At 72.5% G+C, this 19,658-nt stretch carries 17 protein-coding genes; 8 read left to right on the forward strand and 9 right to left on the reverse strand.

Features of this window, described 5'->3' with window-relative positions:
- Positions 1–86: 86 nt before the first annotated feature.
- Entirely contained in the window at positions 87–908 is an 822-nt protein-coding gene (locus ACFWZH_RS38135) for a purine-nucleoside phosphorylase (protein ID WP_384442674.1), read from the reverse strand.
- Between the two features lie 190 nt (positions 909–1,098).
- Positions 1,099–1,536 carry a gamma-glutamylcyclotransferase gene (locus ACFWZH_RS38140; RefSeq protein WP_384442678.1) on the reverse strand — a complete coding sequence of 146 codons (438 nt, stop codon included), beginning with the start codon at positions 1,534–1,536 and terminating at the stop codon, positions 1,099–1,101.
- Positions 1,537–1,676: 140 nt separating this feature from the next.
- On the opposite strand from ACFWZH_RS38140, the gene ACFWZH_RS38145 reads away from it, so the two are divergent.
- Both ACFWZH_RS38145 and ACFWZH_RS38150 read left to right on the forward strand, forming a co-directional pair.
- Complete coding sequence (locus ACFWZH_RS38145; protein WP_384442681.1) at positions 1,677–3,119, forward strand: NAD(P)H-quinone dehydrogenase; 1,443 nt, start codon at positions 1,677–1,679, stop codon at positions 3,117–3,119.
- Positions 3,120–3,434: 315 nt separating this feature from the next.
- A complete protein-coding gene (locus tag ACFWZH_RS38150) occupies positions 3,435–4,421 on the forward strand; it encodes a DeoR/GlpR family DNA-binding transcription regulator (protein ID WP_384442684.1) in 987 nt (328 codons plus the stop codon).
- 59 nt (positions 4,422–4,480) lie between these two features.
- On the opposite strand, the gene ACFWZH_RS38155 is transcribed toward ACFWZH_RS38150, so the two are convergent.
- Complete coding sequence (locus ACFWZH_RS38155) at positions 4,481–5,128, reverse strand: TetR/AcrR family transcriptional regulator (protein WP_384442686.1); 648 nt, start codon at positions 5,126–5,128, stop codon at positions 4,481–4,483.
- Positions 5,129–5,478: 350 nt separating this feature from the next.
- Here ACFWZH_RS38155 and ACFWZH_RS38160 point away from each other — a divergent pair, with 350 nt between their 5' ends.
- Positions 5,479–6,663, forward strand: coding sequence for an alpha/beta hydrolase (locus ACFWZH_RS38160; protein ID WP_384442689.1), 1,185 nt, complete (start codon positions 5,479–5,481; stop codon positions 6,661–6,663).
- 100 nt (positions 6,664–6,763) lie between these two features.
- Here ACFWZH_RS38160 and ACFWZH_RS38165 read toward each other — a convergent pair whose 3' ends face one another.
- Entirely contained in the window at positions 6,764–8,533 is a 1,770-nt protein-coding gene (locus tag ACFWZH_RS38165) for an acetyl/propionyl/methylcrotonyl-CoA carboxylase subunit alpha (protein ID WP_384442692.1), read from the reverse strand.
- A 437-nt stretch (positions 8,534–8,970) separates the two neighbouring features.
- Here ACFWZH_RS38165 and ACFWZH_RS38170 point away from each other — a divergent pair, with 437 nt between their 5' ends.
- The 5 genes from ACFWZH_RS38170 (at position 8,971) to ACFWZH_RS38190 (ending at position 15,464) form a co-directional block, all read left to right on the forward strand.
- A complete protein-coding gene (locus ACFWZH_RS38170; RefSeq protein ID WP_384442722.1) occupies positions 8,971–9,438 on the forward strand; it encodes a hypothetical protein in 468 nt (155 codons plus the stop codon).
- A 135-nt stretch (positions 9,439–9,573) separates the two neighbouring features.
- Positions 9,574–10,515, forward strand: coding sequence for a serine/threonine protein kinase (locus ACFWZH_RS38175; protein WP_384442695.1), 942 nt, complete (start codon positions 9,574–9,576; stop codon positions 10,513–10,515).
- A 7-nt stretch (positions 10,516–10,522) separates the two neighbouring features.
- Positions 10,523–12,748, forward strand: a complete 2,226-nt coding sequence (locus tag ACFWZH_RS38180) for a protein kinase (RefSeq protein ID WP_384442698.1) — start codon at positions 10,523–10,525, stop codon at positions 12,746–12,748.
- A 63-nt stretch (positions 12,749–12,811) separates the two neighbouring features.
- On the forward strand, positions 12,812–14,920 hold the full coding sequence (locus tag ACFWZH_RS38185) for a PQQ-binding-like beta-propeller repeat protein (RefSeq protein WP_384442701.1): 2,109 nt from the start codon (positions 12,812–12,814) through the stop codon (positions 14,918–14,920).
- 169 nt (positions 14,921–15,089) lie between these two features.
- The gene (locus ACFWZH_RS38190; RefSeq protein ID WP_384442704.1) at positions 15,090–15,464 is read left to right on the forward strand and encodes an SH3 domain-containing protein; all 375 of its coding nucleotides are present in this window, start codon (positions 15,090–15,092) and stop codon (positions 15,462–15,464) included.
- A 79-nt stretch (positions 15,465–15,543) separates the two neighbouring features.
- Here the strand turns inward: ACFWZH_RS38190 and ACFWZH_RS38195 are convergent, their stop codons facing one another.
- The 5 genes from ACFWZH_RS38195 to mmpB form a co-directional block, all read right to left on the reverse strand.
- Positions 15,544–16,110, reverse strand: coding sequence for a DJ-1/PfpI family protein (locus ACFWZH_RS38195; protein ID WP_384442707.1), 567 nt, complete (start codon positions 16,108–16,110; stop codon positions 15,544–15,546).
- 71 nt (positions 16,111–16,181) lie between these two features.
- Positions 16,182–17,012 carry an MOSC domain-containing protein gene (locus ACFWZH_RS38200; RefSeq protein WP_384442710.1) on the reverse strand — a complete coding sequence of 277 codons (831 nt, stop codon included), beginning with the start codon at positions 17,010–17,012 and terminating at the stop codon, positions 16,182–16,184.
- A gap of 20 nt (positions 17,013–17,032) precedes the next feature.
- A complete protein-coding gene (locus tag ACFWZH_RS38205) occupies positions 17,033–17,668 on the reverse strand; it encodes a nucleoside triphosphate pyrophosphatase (RefSeq protein WP_384442713.1) in 636 nt (211 codons plus the stop codon).
- A gap of 35 nt (positions 17,669–17,703) precedes the next feature.
- Positions 17,704–19,182: a peptidoglycan D,D-transpeptidase FtsI family protein gene (locus tag ACFWZH_RS38210; RefSeq protein WP_384442716.1), complete on the reverse strand. Its 1,479-nt coding sequence runs from the start codon at positions 19,180–19,182 to the stop codon at positions 17,704–17,706.
- A gap of 206 nt (positions 19,183–19,388) precedes the next feature.
- Positions 19,389–19,517: a morphogenic membrane protein MmpB gene (gene mmpB, locus ACFWZH_RS38215; RefSeq protein ID WP_384442719.1), complete on the reverse strand. Its 129-nt coding sequence runs from the start codon at positions 19,515–19,517 to the stop codon at positions 19,389–19,391.
- Between the last annotated feature and the right edge of the window lie 141 nt (positions 19,518–19,658).

The following is a 19,658-nucleotide window of genomic DNA, read 5'->3' on the forward strand; positions in this document are numbered from 1 at the left end:
GTCCGGCTGATCTGCGCGATCAGCCGGACGCACCACCCGCGCACCCGCCGTGTCCGTGGCCGTGGCGCTCACGGCGCCGCGGTGGCTCAGAGCTTGCCGAGCACCTGGGCGAGCAGGCTGCCCATGGCGGTCGCGGAGTCGCGGCCGGCCTGGAGCACCTCCTCGTGGTTGAGCGGCTCGCCCGTCATGCCCGCGGCGAGGTTCGTCACCAGGGACAGGCCGAGCACCTCGGCACCCGCCTCACGGGCGGCGATGGCCTCCAGGACCGTGGACATGCCGACCAGGTCGGCGCCCAGGGTGCGGATCATCTTGATCTCGGCCGGGGTCTCGTAGTGCGGGCCGGGGAACTGGGCGTAGACGCCCTCCTCCAGGCTCGGGTCGACCTCCTTGCACAGCGCGCGCAGCCGAGGCGAGTACAGGTCGGTCAGGTCGACGAAGTTCGCGCCGACGATCGGGGAGGTGGCGGTGAGGTTGAGGTGGTCGCTGATCAGGACCGGCTGGCCGGGGCGCATGCCCTCGCGCAGACCACCGCACCCGTTGGTGAGCACGACGGTCTTGCAGCCGGCCGCCACGGCGGTGCGGACACCGTGCGCGACGGCGGCCACGCCGCGGCCCTCGTAGTAGTGGGTGCGGCCCAGGAAGACCAGCGCCCGCTTGGCGCCGACCTGGTAGGAGCGGATCTTGCCGCCGTGGCCGGCGACGGCCGGGGGCGGGAAGCCGGGCAGCTCGGTGACGGGGAATTCGTGTTCGGGCGCGCCCAGGGCCTCGGCGGCCGGGGCCCAGCCGGAGCCCATGACCAGGGCGACGTCGTGGGTCTCGGCGCCGGTCAGCTCGCGCAGGCGGGCGGCGGCGTCGGCGGCGGCGCCCTGCGGGTCGCGCGCGATGTCCGGGGTAACAGATGCGTTCACGCGGACGAGGGTAGCCGGTAATCCCCTACGCGCGTAGATGTCGCTGCCCACGGTGCTGGGATCGTTGTCTTGTGGCATTTGCCAAACGTCCGTCGCCCGGGCGCGTCGCGACACCCGTACGGCCGCATTCCGGGCCCGGCCCCGGCCGCATCCCGGCCCCGGCCGCCGCCGCGGGCGGGGCGGCCACTCCTCAGCAGGGCCGCTTGCGCAGCTCCATCACATAGTCGTGCGGTGCGCCGGCCGACTCCGCGGCGTCCGCGATCTCGCCCAGGTAGCGGGCGGAGGGCAGCCCGCCCTCGTAGCCGTTGAGCACGTAGATCCAGGCCGTCTCGTCGCCTTCGAGGGTGTGCACCCGCACCCGCATCCGCCGGTAGATCTCCATGCCGACGCCCTCCCAGCGGTCCAGGGACTCCTCGTCCATGGGGGCGACGTCGTAGAGCGCGACGAAGAGCTGGGAGCCCGGGTCCTCGACCACCGTCGCCAGCGCGCCCTCCCAGCCCATCTGCTCGCCGCCGAAGGTCAGCCGCCAGCCGTTGAGCCAGCCGGTGCCGCGCAGCGGCGAGTGCGGTGCGCGGCGGGACATCAGCCGCGCGTCGAGGTTGCCGGCGTACGCGGCGTAGAGCGACATGGTTCCGAGGGTACGGGAGGTTGCCCGCCGGGCTCGTGGTACCGGAGGTTCGTACGACCGGGCGGTGCGGAGGGCGTTCGGGCGGCTGCGGGGCGCACACGGCGCCCCCGGGCGTGAGGGAGCTTCGGGCGTGCGGGACAATGGAGTACGTGACTCGGATCGTGATCATCGGTGGCGGACCCGGCGGATACGAAGCGGCCCTGGTGGCGGCCTCTCTCGGCGCGGAGGTGACCGTCGTCGACTGCGACGGTCTGGGCGGGGCGTCGGTGCTCACCGACTGCGTGCCCTCGAAGACCCTCATCGCGACGGCCGAGGTGATGACGACCTTCGACTCCTCGTACGAGGAGCTGGGCATCATCGTCGAGGACGACACGCCGCACATCGACCGGCCGGCCCGGGTCGTCGGCGTCGACCTCGGCAAGGTCAACCGGCGCGTCAAGCGCCTGGCGCTCGCCCAGTCGCATGACATCACCGCTTCCGTGACCCGCGCCGGCGGCCGGGTCATGCGCGGCCGCGGCCGGCTGGAGCCGGGCCAGGCGCCGGACGGTTCGCGCAAGGTGACGGTGACCGCCGCCGACGGCACGTCCGAGGGCCTGATCGCGGACGCGGTGCTGATCGCCACGGGCGCGCACCCCCGCGAGATCCCCGACGCGCTGCCCGACGGCGAGCGGATCTTGAACTGGACGCAGGTCTACGACCTCGACGAGCTGCCCGAGGAGCTCATCGTGGTCGGTTCCGGTGTCACCGGCGCCGAGTTCGCCGGTGCCTACCAGGCGCTCGGCTCCCGCGTCACCCTCGTCTCCTCCCGCGACCGCGTGCTGCCGGGCGAGGACCCGGACGCCGCCGCCGTGCTGGAGGACGTCTTCCGTCGCCGCGGTATGAACGTCATGGCGCGCTCGCGGGCGCAGTCCGCCAAGCGGGTCGGCGACCGCGTCGAGGTCACCCTCGCCGACGGCCGGACGATCTCCGGTACGCACTGCCTGATGGCGGTCGGCTCGATCCCCAACACCGAGGGCATCGGCCTGGAGGCGGCCGGGATCAAGCTCAAGGACTCCGGCCACGTGTGGACCGACAAGGTCTCGCGCACCACTGCCCCCGGCGTGTACGCGGCCGGCGACTGCACCGGTGTCTTCGCGCTGGCGTCCGTCGCCGCGATGCAGGGCCGGATCGCGATGTACCACTTCCTCGGCGACGCGGTGACCCCGCTGAACCTCAAGACCGTCTCCGCGAACGTCTTCACCGACCCCGAGATCGCCACCGTCGGCTACTCCCAGGCCGACGTCGACAGCGGCCGGATCGACGCCCGGGTGGTGAAGCTGCCGCTGCTGCGCAACCCGCGCGCCAAGATGCAGGGCATCCGCGACGGTTTCGTGAAGCTCTTCTGCCGTCCGGGCACGGGCATCGTCGTCGGCGGTGTGGTGGTCTCCCCGCGCGCCAGCGAGCTGATCCACCCCATCTCGATCGCGGTCGACAACAATCTGACCGTCGAGCAGATCGCCAGCGCCTTCACGGTCTACCCGTCGCTGTCCGGCTCGATCGCCGAGGTCGCCCGCCAGTTGCACTCCCGTAAGACCGGCGAGTAGGGCCTGTCCGACAGGCAACCGATAAAGAAGCGACACCCCCGCGCTCATTGGCGATTGAAAACTTTGTGCCCCCAGTGAGCACTGGGGATGAAACGTGCCTGCACGGGCCGGCGGCCCGGCTGCGGCGGCGACTCGCCGCCGCACCGGCCGTCAGGGCGGCTGACCAGGCAGCAAGCGCGCGGCGCCGCGCGGCAGTTCGACGTATGCGCGACATATGCGCGCCGCATACCACGTCGGGCTGCGCGCTGTGAACAACTTCCGTTAATTGGTGCAACCTGCTGAAAACAGACGGTCGTTGGCGTTACTGTCAGTTTCGTGTTCGCTGCAGAACGTCGCCAATTGATCCTTGAAATGGTGCGCGCCAACGGAGCGGTTTCGCTCCGGGAGCTCGCCCGCGTCGTCCAGACCTCCGAAGTAACCGTACGGCGGGATGTGCGGGCGCTGGAGGCAGAGGGACTGCTCGACCGCCGGCACGGCGGTGCGGTCCTGCCGGGAGGTTTTACCAGGGAATCCGGATTCCCGCAGAAATCCCATCTAGCGACCGCGGAGAAAACGGCCATCGCCGATCTCGCGGCCGGCTTCGTCGAAGAGGGCGAGGCCATTGTCGTCGGCGCGGGAACGACCACCCAGGAGCTGGCCCGCCGGCTCGCCCGGGTCCCCGGACTCACCGTCGTCACCAACTCCCTGCTCGTCGCCCAGGCGTTGGCCCATGCCAACCGCGTCGAGGTCGTGATGACCGGCGGCACCCTGCGCGGCTCCAACTACGCACTGGTCGGCAGCGGTGCCGAACAGTCCCTCCAGGGCCTGCGGGTCTCCCGCGCCTTCCTGTCGGGCAGCGGGCTGACCGCCGAGCGCGGCCTGTCCACCTCCAACATGCTCTCCGCCAGCGTCGACCGGGCGCTGGTCCAGGCGGCGGGGGAGGTGGTGGTGCTCGCCGACCACACCAAGCTCGGTTCCGACACGATGTTCCAGACCGTGCCGACGGACGTGATCACCCGCCTGGTCACGGACGAGCCGCCGGCCCACGACGACCGCGCCGCCACCGAACTCCAGGCGCTGGCCGACCAGGGGGTGCAGATCGCCGTAGCCGGCGGTCCGGGCGCGGGGCACGCGACGGGCCAGCCGGGCCTGGAGGGTGCCGGTGACCGCAGGGCCCCGCGGCGGGACGTCCCGCTGCCGGGGCAGCGGCGCAGCCATGCGCCGGGCGCCACGGGCGGTGCGCCGCAGCTGCGCTCGGCGGCGTCGATGAGCGAGTCACCGGGCGGCGGCCGGGTCGCCGATCTGGCGCCACGGCGGCGCTGAGCGGGTGCCGGGGCGGGCATCCGGGCCCGGGGAAGGCGCCCTGCCGGCAGTGCGCCTTCTCAGCCGGAGCCGCTCTCCGGCTTCAGTCCGCGCAGGGTGAGCCTCAGCAGCCGATCGGCGAGCTTCGGATCGTCCGGGGACTCCTCGACGGCCAGCGCGATGCCGTTGGTCAGCTGCATCAGATCGCCGATGCCCACATCCGGGCGTACCGCCCCGGCCTGCTGGGCGCGGGCCAGCAGCGCGCCGCCGGCCTCCCGCATCGGCACGCTGCACCGCGCCATGCCCGAACTCTCGTCCGCCGAGGCGGTCATCAGGGCCCGCGACAGCCCGCGGTAGGTGCTGGCGTGGGTGATGATCGCGCGCAGCCAGTCGACCAGCGCGGCGCACGGCTGGGGTGCGTCGGCCAGCTGGCCCGCGTACGCCAGCAGGGCCTCCACCTCGCTCTGGAAGACCGCGCCCATCAGGGCGGTGCGGTTGGGGAAGTGCCGGTAGAGGGTGCCGATGCCGACACCGGCGCGGCGTGCGATGTCCTCCAGCGAGGTGTCCGTGCCGTGTTCGGTGAAGGCCGTACGGGCCTCGGTCAGCAGCCGCTCGTAATTGCGGCGCGCGTCGGCCCGCATGGGGCGCACGTCATGTGCCCGCGCCGGTGCGGCCGCCACCGGACCTCGCGCCGCCTGCCGCTGCTGGCCTGCCGTCTCCGTCGCCATCGCCGTCCTTCCTCGACCCGGCCGGTTTGCGGCCCGGTGGATCCAGGATGCCATTGCCCGATCGCGGGGTGATCCGGTGCGGTATGCAAGGAATGCCGGAGGTGCCCTCCTGTTGTCGCGGGGGTGCTCCCGCGCCCCGCCCGGTGGACGGCCGGCGGCCTGGGCGTGAAGTTGCGGCATACCGCGGTGGTCGCGCGGTCGAACACCTCGGGCGGGCCGCAACGTCGTGCCGTCAAGAGACATCAAACCTGGCGCAATGAGGTCTTCCGGGCTGTTCCGGAGACCTGGGAAGACGCCGTGCCAGGCCGCCGGGGAGCGGTGCACGGCGCCGGACATCTGGGGTAATCGTCATGGGACTGACCAGCCGGTCGCTGTTGTACGCCATGGCCGCGGTCGCCGTGGTCTGCGTAGGACTCACGCTCTGGCTGTGGCCGCGGTTCGCCGGGCGCGGGCCGCGGGCGCTGCTGGGGCGGCTCGGCTCGATCGCCGCCACCCAGCTGACCATCGTGGCGGCGCTGGGCCTCGCGGTGAACGCCAACTTCCAGTTCTACGGCTCCTGGCACGAGCTGCTCGGCCTGTACGACGACGCGCCGGCCGCCGCCGGGAAGTGGGGTGAGGGCGGTATGGCCGGCCCGGCCGGCGACCCGTCCAAGGGCCTGGTGCAGACCTCGGGCCCGGACGGCCTGGACAAGGTGCACGGCCTGCCGAAGGGCCCGCCGGACCAGGCGGGCAAGGTCGAGGCGGTACGGATCGTCGGCAAGCGGACCCGGGCGGTGGACCCGGCCTATGTCTATCTGCCGCCGCAGTACTTCCAGCCGCAGTACGCCCGCCAGCGCTTCCCCGTCGTCGTCGCGCTCAGCGGCTACCCGGGTGGCACGTTCCTGCTGGCCCAGCATCTGCGGCTGCCGCAGACCGCGGCCGGGCTGATCCGCGCCGGCCGGATGCAGCCGACCGTCATCGTGATGCTGCGGCCCACCATCGCGCCGCCGCGCGACACCCAGTGCGTCGACGTGCCCGGCGGCCCGCAGGCCGAGACCTTCTTCGCCCGCGACGTCCCCGACGCCCTGAAGTCGCACTACCGGGTCGGCCACGACCCCGGCGGCTGGGGCGTGCTGGGCTACTCCTCGGGCGGCTCCTGCGCCCTCCAGCTCGCCATGCGGCACGACCGCACCTACACCGCGGCGGCCGCCCTCTCGCCCGACTACAAGGTCAGCAACGACCCCACGACCGGCAACCTCTTCGGCGACGGCCGGGACCGGGTGCGCCGCCGCCAGGAGCACGACCTGCTGTGGCGGCTGCGGCACCTGCCGGCCCCGCAGGTGAGCGTCCTGGTGGGCACGAGCCGTACGGGCGAGAAGAACTACCCGGCGGCGCAGGCCTTCCTGGCCGCCGTGCGGCCGCCGATGAAGGCCGACGCCGTCGTCCTCGACCACGGCAGCCACAACTTCGCCACCTGGCGGCGCGAGGTGCCCTCCGCACTGGAGTGGATGGGCAAGCGGCTGACGTTCCCGGAGGACGTGGTGGGCAACTCGTAGCGCGGGCGCCGGCGGCGGGACCGGGAGGGCGCCGGACACGTTCGAGGGGCTCGCGGCGGTCCACCGCCACGAGCCCCTCGAAGGTTTCGGAACTACCGGGTCAGTCCTTGATCTCGCAGATCACCGCGCCGGACGTGAGCGCCGCGCCGACCTCGGCGGTCAGGCCCTTGATGGTGCCGGAGCGGTGCGCGTTCAGCGGCTGCTCCATCTTCATCGCCTCCAGGACGACGACCAGCTCGCCCTCGGTGACCTGCTGGCCCTCCTCGACGGCGACCTTGACGATGGTGCCCTGCATCGGCGAGGCGAGCGCGTCGCCGGAGGCGGCGCTGCCGGCCTTCTTGGCCGCCTTGCGCTTGGGCTTGGCGCCACCGGCGACCGCGGCGCGGGCCAGCGGCATGCCGAGCGAGGACGGCAGCGAGACCTCCAGGCGCTTGCCGCCGACCTCGACGACGACCGTCTCACGGGTGTCGGACTCGGCCTCCTCCGCACCGGGCGCGGCGAACGGCGCGATCTCGTTGACGAACTCGGTCTCGATCCAGCGGGTGTGGACGGTGAACGGGTCCGCGGAGCCGGTCAGTTCGGGGGCGAACGCCGGGTCCTTGACGACCGCGCGGTGGAAGGGGATGGCCGTGGCCATGCCCTCCACCTGGAACTCCGCCAGCGCACGGGCGGCGCGCTGCAGGGCCTGCTCGCGGGTGGCGCCGGTGACGATCAGCTTGGCCAGCAGGGAGTCCCAGGCCGGGCCGATGACCGAGCCGGACTCCACGCCCGCGTCCAGGCGGACGCCGGGGCCGCTGGGGCCGTCGAAGCGGGTGACCGTGCCGGGCGCCGGGAGGAAGTTGCGGCCCGGGTCCTCACCGTTGATGCGGAACTCGAAGGAGTGGCCGCGCACCGCCGGGTCGTCGTAGCCGAGCTCCTCGCCGTCGGCGATCCGGAACATCTCGCGGACCAGGTCCAGGCCGGTGACCTCCTCGGTGACCGGGTGCTCGACCTGCAGGCGGGTGTTGACCTCCAGGAAGGAGATCGTGCCGTCCTGGCCGACGAGGAACTCGCAGGTGCCGGCGCCCTCGTAGCCGGCCTCCTTGAGGATGGCCTTGGACGCGCGGTACAGCTCGGCGTTCTGCTCGTCCGTCAGGAACGGCGCGGGGGCCTCCTCCACCAGCTTCTGGTGGCGGCGCTGCAGCGAGCAGTCACGGGTGGAGACCACGACCACGTTGCCGTGCTTGTCGGCCAGGCACTGGGTCTCGACGTGCCGCGGGCGGTCCAGGTAGCGCTCGACGAAGCACTCGCCGCGACCGAAGGCGGCGACCGCCTCACGGACGGCCGAGTCGTACAGCTCGGGGACCTCGTCGAGGGTGCGGGCGACCTTCAGGCCGCGGCCGCCGCCACCGAAGGCCGCCTTGATCGCGATCGGCAGGCCGTGCTCCTTGGCGAAGGCCACGACCTCCTCCGCGCCGGAGACCGGGTCGGGGGTGCCGGCGACCAGCGGCGCACCGGCGCGCTGGGCGATGTGCCGGGCGGCGACCTTGTCGCCGAGGTCGCGGATGGCATGCGGGGGAGGGCCGATCCAGGTCAGCCCCGCGTCCAGGACGGCCTGGGCGAACTCGGCGTTCTCGGAGAGGAAGCCGTAGCCGGGGTGGATGGCGTCCGCGCCCGAATCGGCGGCGGCGGCCAGGACCTTGGCGATGTCCAGGTAACTGGTGGCAGGAGTGTCACCGCCCAGGGCGTAAGCCTCGTCCGCCGCGCGTACGTGCAGAGCGTCCCGGTCGGGGTCGGCGTAGACGGCTACGCTGCCGATCCCCGCGTCCCGGCATGCACGGGCAACGCGAACAGCGATTTCGCCACGGTTGGCGATGAGCACCTTGCGCACGATGGGGGTCCTTCCTTGGCGCTTCGCCGCAACAATAGGGATGCGGCGATTTTAGGGACTGGCGACACCGCATGCCGACCCGTTCCCTGGGGTGAGCTTTCCCACACGGAGTGTGCCCGGAGCGCCAGTGAGGAACCTAAGTCCCCTGGTATCCCAGGGTAGGCCCGGATTCACGGGCTCCGGCTCGAGACGCGGTGTGGCCTAGGTCTCGAACTTCCGGCATCCAGCGGATCGTCAATTCTTTGTGGAGTCCCTACGAATGGGCGAAGAAAACTTTGCCGCCGGCTCCGTCCGTCGGCGTGCCGCCGGACCGTCGCCCGCGGATGTCCGCACCCACTCGCGCAGAACCCTTGCCCTGGCTGTTACCCATTAGTAGCGTGCCCGATGTCTTTGTACTCGCGGTAACGGATGTCTTCCGGAAGTGGGTGGGCGGGGTGATGGCACGACGACCGGTGGCGGCGGCCGCGGCGGTGGTACTGATCCTGGAGGCCTTCGGGATCGTGCTGCTCAACTGGATCCTGAGCATCGTCGTGGACCGGCAGCAGATGTCGCTGGCCGGTCTGCAGCCCCGCGCGATGTCCGCCGGCTCCTGGATAGGCGGCATCCTCTTCGGGCTCTATCTCCTGTTCTGTGCCGCCGTGCTGATCCGCACCGCGGTGCGCGACCGCGCCCCGGGCGGCTTCACCCGTATCGCCCTGATCAGTGCCGCCGTGGTCCACGGTCTGCTGGGCGCCTTCGCCGTCGGCCTGGTCGGCTGGCTCGCCTTCCTCGCGATGAGCGTGGTGCTGGGGCTGATCGTGCTGACGCTGGTGGCGTACGGGGAGGGCCGTGGCGGGCAGGAGAGCGACGGCGGCCCCGAGGGCGCTCCGAACGGGCCGCCGGCGGCGGCGCCCGGCACGGTCTGACGGCACCCGCACCGGCCCCCGCACCAGCCCCCGCCCGAACTCCCCGCTCCCCGGCCCCGGTCGACACCCCCCAAGGCCCCGCGACACGCCCGGGTTAGGCTCTGCGCGCTGTGTCGTCGACGGGGGATGGTGCGCATGCAGGCGTCAGTTGCCGGTGCCGGGGCGCGAACGGGCGCGCCGGTCTCGATCGGCCCGTACACGGTGCTGGGCCGGCTCGACGACGAGGCGTCCCCGGTGCCCGTACCCGAGCAGCGGTTCATCGGGCGGAGCGCGGACGGGGACCGCACGGTCCTGATCGGGCTGCCGCTCGCGGGGGCCGACCCCGGCCGGTTCCTGGCCGAGGCGGAGGCCGCCCGCTATCTGCTCGGACCGTGGTCCGCCCCGGTCACCGAGCTGGCCGCGCCCGGTGACGTGCCCTGGCACGCCCGCCCCTACCTCCCGGTGGTCCCGCTGCCGTCCGCCCTCGCCGTGTACGGCGGCCCGCTGCCCGAACGCACCGTACGGGCCCTGGGCGCGGCCCTCGTGGAGACCGTGATCATCGGCCACGGGCAGGGCCTGACGCATGCCGGCGTCTCACCGGCGGCCGTACTGCTGGCGGCGGACGGGCCCCGGCTCACCTGCTTCGGGGCGGTACGCGCCGCGGCCGCCGACGGCACCGCGCGCTCCGGGCTGCCGGGCCTGGAGTCCGGGAGCCTGCCGCCGGAGCAGGCAGGCGGCGGGCACCCGCAGCCGGCGGGCGACGTCTACGCCCTGGGCGCGACCCTCGCCTACGCCGCGACCGGCCACACCGTGCCGGAACGCGAGGAGTTGCCGGCCGCCCTGCGGTCCGTCATCACGGCCTGTCTGTCCCGGGAGCCGGCCGCCCGGCCGCGTCCGGCCGAACTGCTGGACGCGCTCAGCCCGATCGCCGCGCACCCCGGCGCGGGCCCCGACATCGCCGGCAACCCCGCCGAGCGGGCCGCCGCCGCGCTCGGCCCCGGCTGGCTGCCCGGCCGGATCATCGCGGCCCTGGCCCGCCAGTCGGCCGGGCTGCTCGCCGCGACCCTCCCGCCTCCGCCCGCCGCACGCCAGGACTAATGCCGCCATGCCCTCCCCCCTGACCCACGACGACCCGCACGGCTTCGGCCCCTACCGCCTCATCGCCCGGCTGGGCAGCGGCGGTATGGGCACCGTCTATCTGGCGCGCTCGCCGGGCGGCCGGACCGTGGCGGTCAAGACCATGCACGCCCGGATCGCCACCGAGACCGCCTTCCGCACCCGGTTCCGGCTGGAGGCGGACGCCGCCCGGGTCATCGGCGGACGCCACGGCGCCCAGGTCGTCGAGGCCGATCCGCTCGCCGAAACCCCCTGGATCGCCACCGAGTACGTCCTCGGCCCGCCGCTGGACGAGGCGGTGGAGCTGGCCGGCCCGCTGCCCGAGGCATCCGTACGGGCCCTGGGGGCGGCGCTGTGCGCGGCGCTCGGCCAGCTGCACCACTCCGACGTCGTGCACCGCGACCTCAAACCGTCGAACATCATGGTCACCGCCCACGGCCCCAAGGTCATCGACTTCGGTATCGCCCGCGCGCTGGGCGACGACCGGCTGACCCAAGCGGGCGCCGCGGTCGGCACCCCCGCGTTCATGTCGCCGGAGCAGGCCACCGGCGGGGAACACACCCCGGCCGGGGACGTCTTCGCGCTCGCCGGGGTCCTGGTCTTCGCCGCCACCGGCCACGGCCCCTTCGGCGACGGGCAGCCCGCGGACCTGCTGTACCGGGTCAGCTTCGGCGAACCCGACCTCACCGGCACCCCCGCCGCCCTCGCCCCGATCCTGGCCCGCTGCCTGGCCAAGGACCCCGCCCGGCGCCCGACCACCGCCGAGCTGTCCGCCCAGCTGCACGACGGCGGCGGCGAGTTCGCCGACCTGCTGCCGGACTCGGTGCTCGCGGAGATCGGGCGGCGGGCGGGCGAGGTCTGGCGGATCGTGCCGCAGCGGCTGCCCGCGCCGGCCGACGTGCCGGCGACCGTGCCGTCCGCCGACGTGCCCGCCGCGCCCGGCCTGAGCCGCCGGGGCCTGCTGACGGCGGGCGCGGGCGCGGCGCTCGGCGTGGCCGGGGCCGGGGCCGGCATCTGGGCGTGGCTGGGGCGGGGCGGGTCCGCGCCGGGGCCCATGGGGCCGTACAAGAAGCCGACGCCCGGTCCGAGCGTCAGCGCGCTGAAGAAGAAAAAGCTGGACTCGGTGTGGCAGATCCAGAACGGCGGCACCTATGACGACGAGTCGCCCGACGCCCCCTTCGTGGTCGGGGGCGTGCCCGTCGTGGTGGGCAACACCCAGATCTACCGGATGGACCCGGCGTCCGGCGCGGTGAAGTGGACCGCCGACATCGACGGCACCTGGCAGGTCGCCTCGGACGGCGAGCGCCTCTACCAGAACGTCAGGGTCGCGCACTACGACGACGCCAACAGCGGGATCCCGCGCGACGTCGACCGGTTCCTCGCCCGCGTCGACCTCGCCACGGGCAAGGCAGGCAAGCACCTCGCCGAGATCACCGACGCGAACTTCGGCGGTATCGACAGCCAGTTGCTGGCGGTCGCCGGCGACACCGCCTACCTGGCCGTCTCCCAGGGCAAGGTCAAGATGTACCAGCGGCAGATCCCCTGGGCCGTGACCGCCGTGGACCTCGGCTCGGCGCGCCGGCCGTGGACCGAGCCGCTGCCGTTCCGGTCGGCGAAGTCCGACCAGTGGCACTTCCTCGCCGCCAAGGTCGTCGGCGACCGCCTGCTGCTCCTGCAGGAGACGAACGACGGCAAGGTCCGGGTCGTCGCCCGGGACACCCGCACCGGCAAGGTCGTCTGGGACAAGCCCTGGGACGTGAAGCCGGCCGCCGCGCACCACCCGCTGACGGCCGACGGCAAGCACCTGTACCTGGGCACCGGACGGCTGCGGGCGCTGCGGCTGAGCGACGGCGGACAGGCGTGGGAGTCGGCCCCGGGCAAGAGCTACGGGCCGCCGGTGCTGAAGGACGGCGTGGTCTACGCGGTGCAGAAGGGCCTCGGACTCGTCGGGACCGACGCCGCCGGCGGAAAGCCGCGCTGGGCGGAGAAGGGCGGCGACGGCGCGCAGGCGTCCCTCACCTCCCGCCCCGTCATCGGCTCCCGGTACGCGTACACGTACAGCAAGAGCGAGGGGGCGCTGCGGGCGGTCGATCTCGCCTCGCGCACCACCGCCCACCTCTACAAGGCCAACGGGGACCGCTTCACCGCCGTCGAGCAGAGCAAGATGATCATGGCGTCGGGGGAGCACTTCCTCGCCGGCTTCCCCCTTCAGTAGGGCCGCGGCCACCCAGACCACCCGGCCCCTCGAACACCTCCCCCTCCGCAGAAAGCCGCCCCCATGAACCCCCTCGGCACCGGCGACCCGCTCCGCCTCGGCCCGTACCGCCTGCTCGGCGTGCTCGGCGAAGGCGGGATGGGCAAGGTCTACGTCGGGCAGGACGCCGAAGGCGCCGTCGCCGCGGTCAAGGTGCTCCGGCCCGAACTCACCGGCGAGACCAACCTCGTCCGGCGCTTCGTCCGCGAGGCGCAGGCGGCACAGGCCGTGACCAGCAAGGGCGTGGCGCGGGTGCTCGGCGCGCAGACCGAGGGCGGCCGGCCGTGGATCGCCACCGAGTTCCTGGCCGGACCGACCCTCGACGAGGCCGTCGAGGCGTACGGCCCGTTCGACGACGCGGCCGTACGCGCCCTCGCCGCCTCGATCGCCCACACGCTGGGAGACATCCACGCCACGGGCCTGATCCACCGCGACCTCAAGCCCCCGAACATCGTCCTGACCTCGACCGGACCCCGCGTCATCGACTTCGGTATCGCCCGCCCTGAGCACGGCCTCACCCTGACCACCACCGGACAGATCCCGGTGACCCCCGGCTACGGCGCCCCCGAACAGGTCCTGGGCCGCCGGGTCGCCTCCCCCGCCGACGTCTTCTCCCTCGGCGCGGTCCTGGTGTACGCGGCCACCGGCCACCGCGCGTTCGACGCCACCCACATCGCCGCCCTCCAGTACAAGGTCGTCCACGACGAGCCCGACCTCGACGGCGTTCCGGAGCAGCTGCGGCCGCTGATCACCCCCTGCCTCGCCAAGGACCCGGCCGCCCGCCCCACGCCCGCCCAGATCGCCGCGGCCTTCGCCGCGCCCAAGGGCGCCGAACGGGCCTGGCGGCGCGGCCAGGTGGCCGCCGCGATCAAGGAGCGGGAGTCCCGGATCCACGAGCTGACCACGCTCATCGCGGGGGAGGCCGCCGGCTCCCCGAACCCGGTGACCCGGCGCCGGCTCCTGATGGGCCTGGCCGCCGGCGGAGTGGTCCTCGCGGCGGGCGGCGGCGCGGCCGTCGCGCTGTGGCCGCCCACCCGCACCCGGACGACGAAGAAGAAGACCGACCTCTTCGCCTTCCCGCCGGCCGTGAAGACCCCGACGGCGCACGTACTGAACGCGGACGACGGCGACTTCATCGTCGGCGGGTCGCCGAAGGAACTCTGGGGCCCGATCGAGGTGCTCGACGCCCAGACCCCGGCGCCGCTGCCCGTACGGGACGTCCTCGTCTTCGGCGCGGCCGGAGGCGGGATCGCGGCCCACAACGTGGTGGACGGCAAACGCCGTTGGGCCGTCCGCGACATCAAGGCGACCGGCCGCTACCTCTCCCTCTCCGACCGCCTGATAGCCGCCGTCGACACCGGCGGCACCCTGCGCACCTTCGTCGCCTCCACCGGCGAACCCCGCTGGACCGCCGACGCCGACGCCGAGCAACTGCTGGCCGCCGACGACGAGGCGGTGTACCTCGTGACCAAGGACCACCGGCTGCGCGCGGTGGGGCGCTCGGATGCGAGGGTGCGGTGGACGGCACGGCCTACCGGCGACTTCCGCGGCACCCTCACTCCGCCGGGCGTCGCTGCCGAAGGCCGGCTGGTCGTCTCCACCGACAAGGGCGATGTGCTGGCCTTTTCCACCTCCGACGGGCACCGGGTCTGGAATGTGCGCAAGCAGTGGGACGACGCGATCCGCCCGGCAGTCCACGGCTCGACGGTCTACCTCAACGGCAGCACGCTCAGGGCCCTGAGGCTGGCCGACGGCAAGGAGCTGTGGAACGTCGAGGCGCGGGACGCGGCCTGGCACAAACACCAGGACTGGGGCCCCGCGACCCCGTACGACGACGATCTGCTCTACGCCACGCACGGCAACTGGGCCCGCAAGATCAAGCGCAGCGACGGCAGCAAGATCCTGGAGTGCCGCGGGACGGCCGACCTCACCCGCCCGGTGCTCGTCCAGGGAAACGGGGTGTGGTTCATCGACGAGGACATCTGGAACCAGGTCAACGCGGTGGATCAGCGCACCGGCTACCCCGCCTGGTCCTTCGAGCTACCCAAAGCCGAGCGCCGCTGGCTGGCGGCTGACGGCAACCGCGTCTTCATCATGAACGGGACATCGCTGTACGCCCTGCCGGTGTTCTGATCCCGGGTATTTCGCGAGCCCTCGCCGGCGCTGTTCACGTATCTTGAATTGATCATCCCGGGTGCGCTTGAAAGGGCTGTGCTGCCCAAAACTCCTGCAGCACTGATCTCCAGGATGAATCGACGTCGACCACGAGGGGGAAAACATGATGAGGAAAACCCGGTCCACGGTGGCCGCCACCACGTCGGTGCTGATCGGTGCCGTCCTGACCAGCGGCATCGCGGTGGCGAGCCCATCCGGGCCGACGGGCACTCGCACTGTTCAGGGTTCCAACGCAACAGCTGCGGCGGCCACGTCGCGCGCTGCTTCACCGATTTCCGTGAGGACTCTGGAGGCAGTGACGCTGCGCGCGGAGCCGACGACTGGTTCCGCTGCCTTGGGTGTTCTCGGCAAGGGCGTGAAACTCCTCGCCTATGAAGGGGCGGTTCGGGGAAATTACAAGGCCTGCGGGAAATCCGGAAACAAGTGGGAGCGTGTGGGGAAGGAAGGCACCGGTATCAAAGGCTGGGTTGTGAGCAGCTGCCTGAAATACCCCTGGAGCTAACCTACGCAGAGCGGCTCCTCAACGCTGACGGCAATGAGCGGTCAGCGGGCCCGGGACGCCTGCCCCGGGCCCGCGGGCCTCAGCCCTTCACCGGCGCATGCTCCCGCAGCACCTCCATGAACGCCCGCATCCAGTCCGGGTGGTCGGGCCAGGCGCGGGCGGAGACGACCTTGCCGTCGACCACCGCCGAGTCGTCGACGAACTCGCCGCCGCCCATCTCCACGTCCGGTGCGCAGGCCGGGTAGGCGGCGGTGCGGCGGCCCTTGAGGACGCCGAGGGGGGCGAGGGTGGTGGCCGCGTGGCAGATGTGGGCGACGGGCTTGTCGGCGTCGAAGAAGTGGGTGACGATGCGGCGGTAGTCGGAGTCGTTGCGGAGGTACTCGGGGGCCCGGCCGCCCGGGAGCACCAGCCCGGCGTACTCGGCCGGGTCGACCTCGGACAGGGCGAGGTCGGACGGCCAGGAGTGGCCCTGGCGTTCGATGTAGGTGTCGAAGTTGTCGACGAAGTCGTGCACGACGAACTGCAGCTTCTTGCGCGACGGGGCGGCGATTCGGACCTCGTAGCCCTCCTCCAGCAGCCGCTGGTACGGGTAGAAGAACTCCAGGTCCTCGGTGGCGTCGCCGGCGATGAGCAGGATCTCGGGCATGCTGCGCACTCCTCGTGAGGCAGGGCGGACCGGTGTGATCGGGCTGATCCGGTTGATCAGGCCGTATCGGATCAATCGGTTCCCCACGCAGTGACGTTGAATGCATCGCCGACGGCGAGCTTTCCGGTGCGCAGTACGGAGAACTTCGCGCCGAAGGCGACGCCGCCCTCGGGCACGCGGCGGTAGGAGGCCAGGGTGCGCAGCGGCTCGGGTCCGGCCTTGGTGCCGGTGCGCTGGTCGACGAGGGTGACGGCGCAGCGGACGGCGAGCTTGGCGTAGCCCAGTTCGCCGTCGCCGACGGTGATCCGGCGGGCCCGGTCCTCGGTCTGCGGTTCGTGCCATCCGTCGACGACGATGTTCGGCCGGAAGCGCTCCATCGGGACCGGGGCGCGTCCGGCGGCGGTGATACGGGCGTTGAGGTCGGCGAGGGAGGCCAGCGACAGGACGTGGACGGGGCTGCTGTCGGCGAAGCCGGAGGTGCCGGGGGTGAGGCCGTCGGTGATCCGGTCGTGCTCCGGCGGTACCCGTACGAGCCGGCTGGGCGCGCCGAGCACCTCCGACAGCCAGCCGGCCGCCGCCTCGCCCTGGTCGACGGCGCGGTAGGGCGCGCCGAACATCTCGACGTCGGACCGGGCCGCGGATCCGGTGCCGTGGGCGATCTCGTACGTCAGGGGAGCGATTCCCGGTGCGGACAGGGTGAGTTCGGTGCCCTGGGGGTCGACCTCGGGGCGTATGACCGCAAGGGCGGGGGCGGTGCGCTGGCTGCGGAAGACGCCGTCCTCGCCGACGACCATGAAGCTGCGGTCGTGGGCGAGGCCGGCCCGGGTGAGCTGCGCCGAGGCCGCCGGAGTGCCGGCACAGCCCTTGACGGGGTAGCTGATCAGTTCGACGACGGTTGCCATACGGGCAGCCTATGGGCGCCTCAGGTCCACAGCTGGGTGATCGCCACGTCCAGGTCCGCGAGCAGGCGGCGCAGCAGCGGCAGGGAGAGGCCGATGACGTTGCCGGGGTCGCCGTCGATGCCGTCGATGAAGGGGGCGGAGCGGCCGTCGAGGGTGAAGGCGCCGGCGACGAAGAGCGGCTCGCCGCTGGCTACGTACGCGGCGATCTCGTCGTCGGTGGGCTCGCCGAAGCGGACCGTGGTGGAGGCGGTGGCGGACACCTCGCGGCCGGTCGCGGTGTCGATGACGCAGTGGCCGGTCTGCAGGACACCGGAGCGGCCGCGCATGGACTTCCAGCGGGCGGTGGCGTCCTCGGCGTCGTCGGGCTTGCCGAGCGCCCGGCCGTCCAGCTCCAGGACCGAGTCGCAGCCGACGACCAGTGCGCCCGCGGCCTCCGGGCGGGCGGCGACGGCCGCGGCCTTCGCCTCGGCCAGGACGCGGGCCAGCTCACCGGGCGTGGTCGCGGTCAGCGCGTCCTCGTCGACGCCGCTGACGATGACCTCGGGCGCCAGCCCGGCCTGGCGCAGCAGGGCCAGCCGGGCCGGGGACTGGGAGGCGAGGACGAGGCGGCGGGGGCGGGCGGGGGAGTGGGGCTGCTCTTCGGTCATGGGCGCCATCGTACGGAGCCTGCCCCGGCCCGGGTGCGGCCGGACTACTTGCCCAGGACGGCCTGCATGACCTGCTTGGCGATGGGGCCGCCCAGCTTGCCGCCGGCGATCTCGGCCCGGGGGATGTCCATGTCCTTGGGGTCGACGAAGACGGCGACCGCCACCGGGGAGGAGCCGTCGCTCTGCTTGGCGTAGGAGACGAACCAGGCGTAGGGGCGCTCGTCGTTGACGTTGGCGCCGTGCTGGGCGGTGCCGGTCTTGCCGCCGACCGTCACGCCGTCGATCTTGGCCTTGTCGGCGGTGCCCTCTTCGACGGTGTACTCCATCATCTGCTGCACCTTCTTCGCGGTGTCGGCGGAGACGGCCTGGGACTTCAGCTTCGGCTCGAACTTCTGGATCGTCGACAGGTCGGGGCCGCGCAGCTCGTCGACGAGGTGCGGCATCATCAGCTTGCCGTCGTTGGCGAGCGCCGCGGCCACCATCGCCATCTGCATCGGGGTGCTGGTCAGGCTGCCCTGGCCCATGCCGGTCAGCGCGGTCGCGGGCTTGTCCAGCTTCTCGGGGTACAGGCTCTTGCTGGCCTTGAGGTCCCCGAAGGCCTCGTCGTAGACGTCTGCGTTGAAGCCGAACTTCTCGGCGGTCTCGCGCATCTTGTCCTTGCCGACCTTCAGCGCGGTGTCCAGGAAGACGTTGTTGCACGACCACTGCATGCCGGTCTTGAGGGACGCCTTGTCGCAGGGGGCGCCGGCCACGTCGTTGCCGACCTTCACGGAGCTCAGCGGCAGCTGGTACGGGGCGGGGGCGCCGGTCTTGGTGTCGATGTCGTCGATCACGCCGTGCTCCAGGGCGGCAGCCGCGGTGAGGATCTTGAAGGTGGAGCCGGGCGCGTAGGTCTCGCGCAGTGCCCGGTTGTTCAGCGGCTTGCTCTTGTCCTTGTCGAGCTGGGTGAACTTCTCGCCGTCGAGGATGCCGGCGAAGGCGGACGGGTCGTACGAGGGCGTGGAGGCCATCGCGAGGACGTTGCCGTTGCGGGGGTCGAGGGCGACCACCGCGCCCTTGGCGTTGAGGTCGGTCAGACCCTTGTACGCGGCCTTCTGCGCCTTGGGGTTGATGGTGGTCAGGACGTCGCCGCCGCGGGGCTTCTCACCGGTGAGGATGTCCTTGGCGCGGTTGAGCGCGAGGCGGTCGTCCTTGCCGCTGAGCAGCTTGTTGTAGATGCCTTCGAGGAAGGAGCTGCCGATGCCCTGCGAGGCGAAGCCGGTGATCGGGGCGTACATCGGGCCGTCCTTGTACGTCCGCTTGTACTTGAAGTCGCCGGAGGTCGCCACGGAGCCGGTGATCGGTTGGCCGCCGACGATGATGTTGCCGCGGGGGTAGGAGAACGCCTCGATCTTCACCCGGCGGTTGTGGGGGTCGTCGGCGAGCTCGTCGCCCTGGACGAACTGGACCCAGGTCACACGGACCAGCAGGGCCAGTACCAGCGCCCCGCAGAAGACGGCTATGTGCCTCAGCGGCCTGTTCATCGCTCTCCCACTCCCCATCGGCTGCGCCGGTCCGGGCGGATCGGCGCCCCGACCGCGCTCCGCCCGAATTGCGGCTCTTCGAGAGTGAAAGATGAGATTCCGGCGGCTGCGGTTGCAGTCGGGAACTGTGAGGGTCACCTCGCGCGGCACGGGAACAGCGGACGGGCGCGGCTCGTGGAGCGGTCGGCGGCTGCGGTGCGGTGCCGTCATCTCCCGGAGAGCAGGAACATCGCCACCACCGCGGCCACGGCCAGCACGATGCCCATCCGGCGGAGCTTGGCCTGCACCTCACGCAGCTCCTCGGGCGGCTCATCGGGCGGGTCGGACCACAGCATGTATCGATCCTGTGCCCGTCGCGCCCGTGGGGGGGGGGGGGGGGGGGGGGGGGGGCCCCCCCCCCCCGGGGGGGCAAAGACACAACCAACCCCCACCCCCCCCCCCGGGCGGGGGGGCGCGGCCGGCGGGGGGGGGCCGGG

This window comes from Streptomyces sp. NPDC059008, from assembly GCF_042749045.1.
GTDB lineage: Bacteria > Actinomycetota > Actinomycetes > Streptomycetales > Streptomycetaceae > Streptomyces.